11 protein-coding genes are annotated in these 12,665 nt (G+C 37.7%); 1 reads left to right on the forward strand and 10 read right to left on the reverse strand.

Translation table 11 applies throughout. The annotated features are described in order from the left end of the window. Positions 1–62 precede the first annotated feature (62 nt). From M2135_RS10275 to M2135_RS10310, 8 genes are all read right to left on the reverse strand, one after another. On the reverse strand, positions 63–1,025 hold the full coding sequence (locus tag M2135_RS10275; protein ID WP_280748414.1) for a sialidase family protein: 963 nt from the start codon (positions 1,023–1,025) through the stop codon (positions 63–65). 217 nt (positions 1,026–1,242) lie between these two features. Continuing rightward, the gene (locus M2135_RS10280) at positions 1,243–1,752 is read right to left on the reverse strand and encodes an HAD-IIIA family hydrolase (RefSeq protein WP_280748415.1); all 510 of its coding nucleotides are present in this window, start codon (positions 1,750–1,752) and stop codon (positions 1,243–1,245) included. Between the two features lie 12 nt (positions 1,753–1,764). Then, on the reverse strand, positions 1,765–2,808 hold the full coding sequence (locus M2135_RS10285) for an N-acetylneuraminate synthase family protein (RefSeq protein ID WP_280748416.1): 1,044 nt from the start codon (positions 2,806–2,808) through the stop codon (positions 1,765–1,767). Further along, a complete protein-coding gene (locus M2135_RS10290) occupies positions 2,802–3,563 on the reverse strand; it encodes a glycosyl transferase family 2 (RefSeq protein ID WP_280748417.1) in 762 nt (253 codons plus the stop codon). Before M2135_RS10290 ends, M2135_RS10285 begins: the two co-directional genes overlap by 7 nt. Before the next feature lie 59 nt (positions 3,564–3,622). After that, the gene (locus M2135_RS10295; protein ID WP_280748418.1) at positions 3,623–4,552 is read right to left on the reverse strand and encodes a hypothetical protein; all 930 of its coding nucleotides are present in this window, start codon (positions 4,550–4,552) and stop codon (positions 3,623–3,625) included. 1 nt (position 4,553) lies between these two features. Next, positions 4,554–6,008: a hypothetical protein gene (locus M2135_RS10300; protein ID WP_280748419.1), complete on the reverse strand. Its 1,455-nt coding sequence runs from the start codon at positions 6,006–6,008 to the stop codon at positions 4,554–4,556. A gap of 23 nt (positions 6,009–6,031) precedes the next feature. Next, the gene (locus M2135_RS10305) at positions 6,032–7,639 is read right to left on the reverse strand and encodes a Wzz/FepE/Etk N-terminal domain-containing protein (RefSeq protein WP_280748420.1); all 1,608 of its coding nucleotides are present in this window, start codon (positions 7,637–7,639) and stop codon (positions 6,032–6,034) included. Between the two features lie 33 nt (positions 7,640–7,672). Then, a complete protein-coding gene (locus tag M2135_RS10310) occupies positions 7,673–8,500 on the reverse strand; it encodes a polysaccharide biosynthesis/export family protein (protein ID WP_280748421.1) in 828 nt (275 codons plus the stop codon). A gap of 200 nt (positions 8,501–8,700) precedes the next feature. Between M2135_RS10310 and M2135_RS10315 the strand changes: the two genes are divergently transcribed. Further along, the gene (locus M2135_RS10315; RefSeq protein WP_280748459.1) at positions 8,701–9,537 is read left to right on the forward strand and encodes a S1-like domain-containing RNA-binding protein; all 837 of its coding nucleotides are present in this window, start codon (positions 8,701–8,703) and stop codon (positions 9,535–9,537) included. A 550-nt stretch (positions 9,538–10,087) separates the two neighbouring features. Here the strand turns inward: M2135_RS10315 and M2135_RS10320 are convergent. Both M2135_RS10320 and M2135_RS10325 read right to left on the reverse strand, forming a co-directional pair. After that, the gene (locus tag M2135_RS10320; protein WP_280748422.1) at positions 10,088–10,783 is read right to left on the reverse strand and encodes a S24 family peptidase; all 696 of its coding nucleotides are present in this window, start codon (positions 10,781–10,783) and stop codon (positions 10,088–10,090) included. Positions 10,784–11,430: 647 nt separating this feature from the next. Continuing rightward, entirely contained in the window at positions 11,431–12,660 is a 1,230-nt protein-coding gene (locus M2135_RS10325; protein ID WP_280748423.1) for a DUF5009 domain-containing protein, read from the reverse strand. Positions 12,661–12,665 lie beyond the last annotated feature (5 nt).

Raw genomic sequence — 12,665 nt, forward strand, 5'->3', positions numbered from 1 at the left:
CGCTTTTACCTGGTAAACAGGATGGAAGATGTTTTTAGTGTGGATTAGAGGAATGGTTTTTATTAGTCGAAAATATCATACAACATTTTAAAACAATAAATCCGATTGTCGGCGTAGCAGCAAAGTAAAAAGAAATCGTCAAAAGTAAACACATCTCCATAACCGATATCCGGAGAACCGCTTCTTAAAATGGTTACAGGATTTGAAATAACTTTTCCCCCTTTAAATAAGGTACAGTCAAACTGGTAAAGGGCATGTTCATTTTGAGCGGTATTATTGTTCCGGTAACTTAAAATATAGGCATCTTTATAAGCCGTTAATGAAGGGGCTTGACCATATACCGGCAACTCTTCCCACGCCTCCCATGTTTTTCCCCAATCGGTGCTTTTTGCCATATGCAATTTCCGGGGTGCGTCATAACCGCTACGAGCTACAATATACATGATATCATTCTCAATACATAAAGAGGACTCATTCAATTCGCGATGAATATCATATACCGATCTATCTGAACGATTAATCCATGAGACAAACTCCCAATCTTGTCCCAGACTTGTCGATTTCAATAACCAACTATCATGCCAACGATTGTATACAGTAGAATAGATCGTGTCATTTATCAACAACATATTTCCTCTGGCGGCTGTATATTTTTCAGATTCAAACGGTTTAGGAATATCATCCACCATTGGGTAATAAGAAATGCCCCAATTATCTGAGCAAATCATTTTTACAGCAGATTCTTCACGGCTGGTTCGAACAAAAAAACGACAGATTAAACGTCCGTCAGGGAGCGTTAGAAACTGTGGATCACGGGCATCCCCATTTGGTTCGCTGGGTTCATAAATGATTTTCCGGTTTATCCAGGTTTTACCGTAATCATAACTCTCTTTCTGCACAATACGCCCGTCGAAGCTAATATGGGTTGCTCCTTCACGATAGGCGATTAATAACTTTGAACCATTCTTCCGTCCGGCGATTGTAGGAAAGGCTAAATGAGAGTCGCTTTCTTCAACAGTAATCATATCCACATATGGATTTGCTTCGAGATAAGAAAATCCAAAATCATCCTTTCGACAGGAATTCGTTAACAAAAGGAGCAAAAGCGTTATTATCCAACTATTTTTCAACGAAGTATATCTGTCCCTAAAAATAATTATTTATTTTAGGATTAATAACATACTTTCCTGTTTTTAACAAAAATATCAGATTTCAGCTTCACGATATTATCACAATTTACACCTATTGGTTGGTCAATAATATACTATAAAAATCAAAATTTTGAACTGTTTGGTTGATGATCTCCTCTACAAATTCACGAAAAACACCTTCTCCGCCTTTTTTTTTCGTCTCAATTGTCCGATAAACTTTAACATAGTCAGGGGCATTTTCCGGAACACCCGCAATACCAACTTTTTTCAGTAACGCGACATCATTCAGATCGTCACCAATGTAGGCCACATCTTCAAAACTAATTCCTAACTTATCGATTAATTGCTGAGCGACAACTACTTTGTCTTTGACCCCTTGAAAGAGAAAATCAATTTTGAGTTTTTCCGCCCGTCGTGCAACGATCTGCGTGTTTTCACCGGTGATTATGCCAACAGGTATATTTAGCTTATGAGCCATCATAACTCCGGCACTATCATATGTGTGAAATTTTTTCCATTCGTTTCCAGTCTGGTCGTAATACATTCCACCATCTGTCCACACACCATCAATATCAGTTAATATCAGTTGAGGTAACTTCATCTGTTGTTTATTTTAAGAGAGATGTTCGGGGTAAATTATTTCGTTGGCCGGTATAGTTACTTTTACTTTATGACCGATAACAGAGGCACGTTCATTCCATTTATATCCGTCACCCGGACTCAATAAATGAAGCGTTTCTTCTGTAATGACTTCTCCAACTTTTAACTCACGTTTAGTCGCTATAGAACGCTCTAGTTTCACCTTGGCCGAAGCGATACTTTTGTCAATATACAGATCTTCTTCTCCCAGCCATCTTTCGGTCACCCGAATGTCCCTCAGCATCCTGTTCACCCCCTCAGGACCCAATGATCCGGCCTGATCGGTTCCTTTCATTCGGCGATCTATTGTGATATGCTTTTCAATAATCTCGGCTCCCATACCCACAGCGACTATCGGTGCGGATATGCCGATTGTATGATCAGAAAAACCGATCCGATACTGCCCATAATGCTTTTTAAGATACAGGATAGTTTTCAGATTTAAATTATCAGGCTGTGTCGGGTATTGTGAAACACAATGTAAAATAGAGATGTCAGAATGGTATTTAGTGATGACGGCAAGGGCATCATCTAACTCTTTCTTTCCGGCCATACCTGTTGATAGAATGATCGGAATCTTAGTCTCTGCCATTACTTCTAATAAAGGTATATTTGTTAGATCACGACTTGCTACCTTTAAATAATCAGGAGTAAATAGTTTCAGTAAAGACATACAACCTATAGCACATAAAGTCTCTACAAATTCCAAACCTAATGATTTGGCATGTTTGTATACCTCGAAATGATCTTCGTCGGACAGCTCCAGGAAAGCGCGATGTTCACCATATGTTTTCCCAAAAGAGTTCGGGTTGTCATATGGAAGATTCATCTGAGAATTCGTCAATTCTTCATTCAAATCTCTTTTTGTCAACTTGATGGCATTCATCGGTTTAAGGTCAAGGCCAAAGACCTCCTCTTTCACCGGACGTGCAACCAGATCGACAATCAATTTGGCTATATCTACCGAGCCATTATGATTCTGTCCGATCTCTCCTATGATATATGTTTCTTTTACCATTTTGTATTTTTGTTTATTTGCTTCTGCATGGAAATGTAATAGTCCGGATGAGTATCCAGATAAGATACGATCTGATTAATCGTCGGATAGGGTGTACGTTTGACTAAATCAGCATAGATCTGTTGAGCGTTTCTAAAATCCTCTTCCGTATCAATCGTTAATCGAATATGCTCATGTCCTTCTAATTCAGAAGGTCCCGGAATCCAACAAAGATTAAAGATCTCCGGATGTTCATAAATATAATTAGTAACATGTTCGTGATAAAGTTTTTCATCCGTACAACTCACCACTTTCTCCAATGCCTCCAATGTCACAAACTCTGTCCAAAAGCCATAATGCGTTTTGATGGACGGTTTACCCATTATATTAAAGCTTGCATAGTCGCATTCCTGTTGTGCCGAAAATTTCACTAATGCTTTTATCGCATCTAATTCCAAAAAAGGGTTATCCGAACAAACACGTATAAAACTATTTGCATGAACAGATCTGGCAGCGTCGATAAACCGTTGGATAACGTCTGTTTCTTCGCCACGAAAAATATGGACTCCGTAGCCTTTTGCCAAATTTTCTATCTGATCATTTTCTTTAGCCGTAGAAGTGGCCACAACGATTTCTGCATTTTCAACAGCTAATAATTTGGTGATTAATAGATCCATCAACGATTTTTTGTCATAAAAAGGGAGTAAGATTTTCCCTGGTAACCTGGATGAGCCTTGTCGTGCCTGAATAATGAAAACTGTTTTTTCTGTATTCATCTCCTCTATTCAATTTAAGCGATACATTTCATTTTCTACTGATTTGAACATCTCTAAGATTATAGTTTATGCTCTTTCACATAAGAAGCAACAATATCATAATCTTTGAGTTCTTTCCCCATGTTTATATCTTTTATCTGATGCTGAAACCAGATAACAGCCGTACTATTCTCATGATAAACAGTCAGCTTATTTCCGTTTTCCAAGAGTAAAACCAATAAGAATTCCACCATTATATTGGAACGTATCACATTCAGGTTATATTGTTCCAACAGACTTAAATCACGTTGATGCGGGTGAGGTTTTACATATAATAATTCATCTTGGTTACTCTCTTTTATAATCGTTTCTAAAATTTCCCGATTAAAATCATGAGTTGTCAGATAAATAGTTATTTTCTGATGGCTAAGCGACAAAAAATCTTCATAGCATCCGGATAAATGCTGGAAGAGAGGTAACTCTTCACGAACCCGTTCATTAAACAATTTTTCAAAAGTTCTGATCTCTTTATCATAGCCGGGAAATTGTGCTTTATATAGTTCGGGCAAATAAAGATATTGGCCATCTAAAAAACGAGAAAACCCGACATGGCTTCCTACACCAGTCCACTTATTGATCCATTTTTTTAGACCTTTAGGATTTTCTATCCGATCCCGTCTGTAGCTGCCGTATCCTTCTTCAAAAATATACATGCGTTTATATACCCCAAGCTTGTGTAATAAACCCATTACAAAAGTCGAATCATACTCAACAAACAGATTCTCAAATCGATGGAAGAAGAGATAGAGATATTCCTGGTATTTGTTTTTCAGAAAAACAACTTTGTCCCAGGTGTCATCATGCTCCCTGATCTTCTCGGCAAACGTTTTCGCATCAATGAAATAGCCTAAGACAATAAGCGTTTTATGAGTGTCTCGTTTTCTGTAATCCGTATTTCGTATATTGAAATATTGAAGAGGTTTGGAAAATATGTAACATTCTTTCTTCATCTTAAATATTAATTATTGATGGATCACGAAGGATCTTACCCAAAACGTTCTTGATATTTACTAACTCTTTTCTGTTCAATACAACAAAAAGTAAAAAAAGAAAATAGTATGTCCATTGAGCCGCATCAAAAATAATCATCATAAGGCACAAAACAAAGGGTATAAATAACCGATAGGGGAAATTTTCTTTCACAAAAGTACCTACAGATTGAGGTCTATGGATCACATGATACGAGTAACGTGATAGTAACACATTATATATAACATACGCAAGCATCGTTGCTAGTATCACATATTCATATCCGGCTTTTACGAGCAACACAATAACCAATGCAAAGACCACATTCAGTATTAATGTAAGCAATGCCATAAAACTCAACATTTTCTCTTTTCCATAGGCTGTCAGCAAACTGGAAAAAACAAAACAGTTGCTGTAAAACACTGTAGTCATTGCTATTAATGCAAAAGGTTTGAAGATCGTATTATACTGAGGGAATAAGGAGATGATAAAAGGAAAAATCAGAAGAAACAAATACATCACAAAATGAATCGACACAATATAGTTTACCCGTATTAGATCTAGAATTCGAATTATTTCGTTCGAATCCTTAGCATGACCAAAACGGTTTATTGTTTTGGGGTAAATCAGAAAATTAAATGAGTCGAACAGTAACATGATCGTATTCGCTAACGTGAAAGAGAACGTAAAAAATCCAAATTCCTCTACTGTGTAAAACCCGCTGACAACAGACCGTGTAGAAAGCATTATCATATAAAACGAAGCATTGTAAATAAAAAGAAAAAATCCCTTACGCAGCAACACCGTTATATAAGAATAGTCAGGAGTCGATAAATGTTTTCGTGAATTGATCACAAACAGAAGGAAAGAAAACAACTGTCCGCCAAGCATGACCCATAACAACAAATATAACAAGGACTCTCCCTTTCCTAAAAAAAGAATGACCAATGTGATAACGGGAGTGATCGATTGAAAAAAAATTATCTCACCAAGTTTGTTATATACTCTGAAATAATTGACAAATAAGGAGTTGAAATGTGTCAGAATCGCAATTGCCAGCACAAACAAGAGATACTTATCAAATGCATATTTACTGCCTATGTCTATACCAAACAGATGTAAACACAATGCAGCGAGTAAAATAAAACCGCACAAAAAAGTATACAAAAATAGAGAAGTCGACAACAAGGATCCAGCTTTAACGGTGTCGTTTTTATTAATTGCCAATAGAACATTCAGCGAATAATTGACTCCGAAGTTAAACTGTGCAATATATTGTAAGACCAGATTGACAAAGCCCCAAACCCCTAAATAGAAAGGGCCTAAAGCAACGGCAATGATTATGGAATTTACAAACTGTATACCATAAGTTACATAACGTGAACCTATGTATAAAATGATTTTATTTCTTAGTATAGATTTAATGACAGAAGACATTTCTTATAGCATCCCACAAATGATTATTTCGTCTGCTTATACTCTTCCTTTAGCTGCAAATATAAACGTTTGGATTCTATCCAAGCGATAGGGAAAACAAGTGTGAGAAGCATCATTACAATAGCTGCATATAATTTGCGCGGAGCAACTCTTTTTTGTTTTACGTATGGATCATCAATCACGATCGCACGATCTTTTAAGTCGCCCAATGTTAAAGCCGTATCTTCACGCCGTTGGAGCAAAATGAGAAATACCCCCTGATACACTTCCTGTTGACGTCGATAATCAATAAACTCACGTTCCATTGTCGGCACATTTCCCATTTTATCGAAAATCTCTTTTTCTTGTCTCCTCAGTTCATTGATTGAGTTACGCAGCCCATCACGTGCATTGGAGATAGAGAGGAATACATTTTCACGTAAAGGCCCTAAACTTTCATCTATTTGGGTTAAAATTTGTTGTTGTAATTGTGAAGATCGCAAGAGCTGCATACGTTCCATTAACTTCTGATTGTAAAGTGAAATTGCTCCGCCATCACCAACCTGATCAATCAAAGTTGGCACCAGGTTGTATTTATTGGCGGGGTCTTTCACGAATTCGGCCATCATATTGATTACCTGAATTTGTGTTTCCAGTTCAATAATTGCTCGCTGCAAAGACTCTACCTGAGTGGTATACAACTGTATGTCATATTCCAGTTCGGTCATTTTGTTTTTTTTCTTGTATGTCTCTATCTCCATTTCAGTCTGATGCAACTCTCTCATTACATCATTAAGGCGTCCTTCAACAAAACCGAGTGTTTGCTGTGCTCGCTCTTTTTTGACTGAAATCGTCTGTTTGTTATAAAGATCAATTAATGTGTTTAGGAAATTAACGCCTCTCTTCCGTTCATAGTCCTCAATGGTTAACGTAATGATATTGGCCGTTTTACTCACATCATCCACTTGCAACTCTTCGGCTAATTCTTCGGCCACCCAAGTAAGAGGAAGCACTTTGATCTTCATTTTCGAGTAGGCCACCGGTTGATCGGGATGACGATAGTTTAAAATAAAATCTCCTTGATCTAAGGAGATGGTTGCCGGAAGTGAATTGAAATTAAATGAATACTTTTTCCCATCATCTTCCGATTGAACGTTCACCTGTAGATTCCCACTCTTTGAAACAGCTACCTTGAAAATAATTTCATCAAAAATGTTTTTGTTGGTCGAATCATCAAATGTCAGGATAAATGGAGAATTATGATATAACTTATAGTTATACATATTGGGTTTCATATATTGTACCTGCATTTCCAACGAATCGATCACCTTTCTTAATAGATGATTGGAAGCCAGAATAGTCATTTCATCTTCAATACTGACAGTTCCGACAGATCCACCACCCAAACCAAACGATTTCATCAATCCGGCAGCTTCACCTAAACCCAGACTCATTCCTCCTTCTTCATCAGCCTGGATTTGTACCTGAGCCGTTATTTCGTAAGTACTCGGTATAAATACTAAATATAAAATAGCAGGGATAAAGGAAAACAGGAAAACACCGACAAACAATTTCCACTGACGGATGTAGCTGACAATGTATTTTTTTAAACCGATATTTTCATTTTCAGATGACACTGTATTCTCGTTCATTGTAAAATTGATGTATTATCAAATTAATATTCATTAACTACCACTATCTTTCTTAAACTTATCAACCAATAAAATGACCATAGTAGTTATTGTAGATACTGCACCCAGAACACTAGACATAATAGTTATCTTAAATTGGTCGGCCTGGCTATAAGTCGAATTCTTCTTTCTGGCATTGTTTGGCTCAACGTAGACAACGTCGTTCTGAGTGAGATAATAAAATGGAGAAGCGAAGATATCAGGTTGGGTTAAATCTAACCGTCCGTATTCTTTTTCTCCATCAACATCACGTATGACTAATACATTTTTACGGTTTCCGTTGATCGTCATATCCTGAGCCTGTCCTAAAGCGTCTAAGATAGAAACACGGTCGTTTTTGATGTCTATCGTTCCGGGTTTAGTCACTTCGCCTAATACAGTTACTTTAAAATTGACAATCTGTATATTCACCAATGCATCAGAGACATATTCGGAAATATGCGTTTGCAGATATTCTGTCAGTTCCTGTTTGGTCAATCCTCCCGCACGCACTTTTCCTAAGACCGGGAAGTTAATGAAACCGTCCTTGTCGACCAGATATGTATGTAATTGTTGAGATTGCTGAATCTCTGACTCTCCAGGCATAGTTGTTACATAAACAGGCGGATTAAAGGGAGCAACACTATTTGCATCCCATGAAGTCACGGTAATGGTTAATAGGTCATCCGGTACCACCCTTGAATAATAAGATTTGTTCATTAGAGCTAATTGCTCCGGACTGAGTTCGTCAAGCCCTTGGAAATAGGTGATGTCTTGTGGCACTTTACACCCACCTAAGAAAAGGGTTAACAGGAAAACCGCTGATAATAATTTAATTTTCATAAAAAATTTATTTTCTTCAAAATAACGCGCAAATATACGACTTTTAAGTTTATGACTGATGAGATTTAAGGAACGAAATACAAAGCTACATCTATAACGATGCATTTATGGATATATTGCTGCATAAGAAGAAAAATAAAAAGTATTTGCGTGTCGTTTATTTCATCAATAAATACGTAAGTTTGCACCATAAGTATTCGATAATGGAAATAGGAAAATATAACAAACTTGCAGTCGTCAAAACAGTTGATTTTGGTGTCTATCTGGATAGTGGTGACGGACGTGAAATTTTATTGCCAACACGCTATGTGCCGGAAAACCTTCAACCGGGAGATGAAATAGAGGTATTCATTTACCATGATAATGAAGGTCGGTTGATCGCCACTACCGCCAAACCTCATGCGATTGTCGGTGAGTTTAAGTTTATGCAAGTGAAATCGGTCAACGATACCGGTGCCTTTTTGGATTGGGGGATTATGAAAGATCTGCTTGTTCCATACAAAGAGCAAAAAACAGAGATGCAGGAAGGATATTGGTATCCGGTGTATGTTCGTGTCGACAATATAACCGGACGTATCATGGCCTCTGCTCGGATTGAAAAATTCTTGAGCAATGTCATTCCGGACTACACCTTTAATCAGGAGGTAAATATTATGGTGGTCAGTGAAGCTGAAATCGGTTATAAGGTGATTGTCGATAATCTTCATTGGGGCATGGTGTATCGGAATGAAGTTTTTCAGCGACTGGAAAGAGGGGAGGAGTTGAAAGGGTATGTGAAAGAAGTGCGGGAAGACGAGAAAATCGATATCAGTCTGACTCCACTGGGTTATATTAAAGTAGAAGGAGTGAGTGGTCTTATTCTTGATGCCTTAAAAATCCAGGGCGGATACCTGGCTGTTCATGACAAAAGTGAGCCTGAACTGATCTATTCCTTATTCCGTTGCAGTAAAAAAGCTTTTAAACAAGCGATCGGCTTACTCTATAAACAAAAAATGATTACGATAGAGCAAGATGGTATCCGTTTATTGAAGAAGTGAATCCTTCGATTCAAGATTACATGACAATTAGTCTTTGTTGTCCAATCGATAAACCGTGTACACCAACTTTGCGGCGAATAAAAGAATGCAGACGCTATAAATATCCTTTAAGTTGAATTTCGCAAAAGTATACAGGTGAAGATATTGTAGATTCCCTTTCCACAGTGTTAAATCCATGTAATTGCAAATCAAAACGGTCATCAGTAACAGGAAGCCGTAATGTATAATACGATATTCTCCAAATATTATATGGGCGAATCGGTAGAATATAAATAATAGGATAAAGATTGTCGGAAAGAAAATATGCATATTTTCAACAAAGATACTAGAAGGGTAGTGTACACGATCGTAGGCATATGTTGTGTCAAAAACCGGTGAAAACCGGAGCAGTGGTGGTAGTATATCAAATTCGACAGACATATACCGATCTAATATAAGTCCTTTTGTCAACTGGTCGCATGAAACCATGAAAAACAATAAAAGAAAAACTGTTCGTAGTTTCATGATGTTGTTTTACCTTTTCTGATTAATTATTGAAAAAAGTAACGATTCATCTCATTGTATTTTTCCGTATACTCAATTTAACCAGTGCCATTGCCTGGATATCTGTTAATGATACATCCATCGGTTCATGGTGTGTGTTGTAGCTTACCAGCTTGATCGAACCCTCTTTTTCTGATTTGTTGACATATTTCACTGTCAGATATTCATCGCCTTCAATCTCCATAGCCAATAAATACATTTCGCCGTAGAAAATATTCTGAAAGTCTTGTATCTCTTTGTAGATCACTATATCACCCGATTTTAGTAACGGATACATACTGTCTCCCGTGACATAAATGGCGCCGTCGCATTTTGGCATGTCCGGAATTCGTATTTTTCCCAGAATATGCTGGGTTTTAGCACAGAATAATGCTTTCAGATTTGCAGCAGCGCTTACATCATACAAGGCGACCTCTTGTTCCTCCAACCGCTGTTCTGACGTTTGGGGTTGATTAATCAGCTGAATATTTCCTGACTTATACATCTCTCCTTCGCCTGTGATCAACCAGTCGGCATTGATCCCTAATGACGAACTGTCGACAATACTGCGGATGGTATCGTAGCCGGGACTACTTTGTCGTTCACCGACAATGTCGCGTAAAGTAGGTTGTCTAACCGACACAGCGCGAGACATCGCAGAAAGATTTCCGTTAAAATGCTTTTCGGAAATCAGTTTAATTCTTTCATTGATAGTTGTTTCCATATCTATTTTTTTTGTATTGACTTTGTGTGAAACAGCTTGACGAAAAAGCGATGAGTGATGTCTATTTTCGCCGACGTATCGTAGTGAATGTGTGTTATAACATAAAAATAGTCGAAATTGAGTTCTTGTTTATTGTTTAATCATAAAACCTGTTTATGACAACAAATGTAGTGATATAATTTTAATAAACAACTATTTATCTATAAATATCATTTGATATGGAGTGAAAGGAAGATAAAAAAAAGAAAAGAGATAAAATGCTCCGTCTACCAAAAAAGCCGACCGGTCGTCGTAAAAACAGATGGAAAAAGAGGAATAAACAATGCTCTGACACAAGCAAATTAGGCGTAATGCCTCCGACTCAACTCTTTCAACAGTAAGTTTAACGAGCGAATTTGTTTTTTACAAAAACAACGTTCACTCTGTCGAAAAAAAACCAACACAGATTCGTTTGACAATTGTGGAATGATCGTTTTATAACTATGGAATGATCATTTGACAATTGTCGAACGATTATTTCACAATTGTCGAATGAATTTTTGTTTCACATGTAAAACAATTTGGAACCACGTAATAAAAAAGAGCTTTCCTCATCACGAGGAAAGCTCTTTTCTACACCTTCATGAAACTTCTACCTATTCTTAAATCTATATTTTAAGTTTGATATGCACCTTTCCTAATAACCAGGTTGCACCTATAATGACCAGTGCAAAACAGAGGCAATTGACAATCCCCATAAAGCCATGCGTAAACCAATCAGGCAGGATAATACCGGTAAGGTCTGCCAGTCCATAGGCGACATAAGGCATGAGGTAAGTCGTTAATGTGGCTGTTCCGGCCGGTTTGATGATATTAAACCATCCGGCTTTACCTTTCTCTACCAGCCAATACAAAACGGCATAGGTCAATACGGTTATGCCTGTTACATAAAATATCCAAGTCGGTGTTGCGCTCAGTTTGGACAAGATCCAGAACTGACGCGCAACAATACCGGCAAGAAACAGAAGAGTAACGGTAATCACAGTGAAAATTACTTTTTTGCGATTCTCAACATGCACATACTTTGTACTGATCAGGGAGAGAATAATACCACCCATAGTGAAAGCGGGTAACGCACCGTTTCCAATATGGAGGATATTCAACATTTCATTATAAAAATTCGGACGTGGAAGCGACAGGATGGCTTCACTGCCCCATGTCTCGTTCATACGTGAACCCAGTATACAGATAATCACAAAAACAATCCATATCGGTATCAGGTATTTCAAACGATCACGTGTAAATATATAGATAAAGGCGCATAATAAATAGGTCCAGCCAATAGATCCTAAGATCCCCCATCTGGCAGCAAAAACACCTCCTTTAGGATCCCGGAATGTAATGGCCAGGAAGAAAAGAATCAGTACTCCTACAACTTTTAGAATCGTAAACAGCCGTTTCTTATTAAGATCATCTGTACGTGGATATTGATTCCAGATACAGATGAAGGCTATGACCATCAGGATCCAGTAAACGCCTATTTTATAAAACACATCCGGTAATAATCGCGCTTCCGAATTGGAAATAAAAGCACCCATCACCAACAGTGCCAATGTACGGGATAAGATATGTCCGATCGTTGATTCTGCAGAATAACCTTTGCTGTATCTGCGCTCAAGGGCAAATGGGATAGACATCCCCACAACGAAGAGGAAACATGGGAAAACGACATCTGCCAGTCCCATAAAGTCTTCACCCCGTGTTGCATGTTCCAACCAATGTGGAACATCATGTATCTTCCAGAAATCATTGACAAAGATCATCACGAACATTGTCAGTGCTCGTAATAGGTCAATGGCTACATTCCGTTGGGTAAAATCGGTAATTTTTGTATTCATCGCAC

The sequence above is a fragment of the Parabacteroides sp. PF5-9 genome, from assembly GCF_029893105.1.
Classification (GTDB): Bacteria; Bacteroidota; Bacteroidia; order Bacteroidales; family Tannerellaceae; genus JARXWG01.

Coding starts and splice junctions, on each gene's coding strand:
- M2135_RS10275 (WP_280748414.1), bottom strand. CDS start 1,025: ATGATTACTGTTGAAGAAAGCGACTCTCATTTAGCCTTTCCTACAATC.
- M2135_RS10280 (WP_280748415.1), bottom strand. CDS start 1,752: ATGAAGTTACCTCAACTGATATTAACTGATATTGATGGTGTGTGGACA.
- M2135_RS10285 (WP_280748416.1), bottom strand. CDS start 2,808: ATGGTAAAAGAAACATATATCATAGGAGAGATCGGACAGAATCATAAT.
- M2135_RS10290 (WP_280748417.1), bottom strand. CDS start 3,563: ATGAATACAGAAAAAACAGTTTTCATTATTCAGGCACGACAAGGCTCA.
- M2135_RS10295 (WP_280748418.1), bottom strand. CDS start 4,552: ATGAAGAAAGAATGTTACATATTTTCCAAACCTCTTCAATATTTCAAT.
- M2135_RS10300 (WP_280748419.1), bottom strand. CDS start 6,008: ATGTCTTCTGTCATTAAATCTATACTAAGAAATAAAATCATTTTATAC.
- M2135_RS10305 (WP_280748420.1), bottom strand. CDS start 7,639: ATGAACGAGAATACAGTGTCATCTGAAAATGAAAATATCGGTTTAAAA.
- M2135_RS10310 (WP_280748421.1), bottom strand. CDS start 8,500: ATGAAAATTAAATTATTATCAGCGGTTTTCCTGTTAACCCTTTTCTTA.
- M2135_RS10320 (WP_280748422.1), bottom strand. CDS start 10,783: ATGGAAACAACTATCAATGAAAGAATTAAACTGATTTCCGAAAAGCAT.
- M2135_RS10325 (WP_280748423.1), bottom strand. CDS start 12,660: ATGAATACAAAAATTACCGATTTTACCCAACGGAATGTAGCCATTGAC.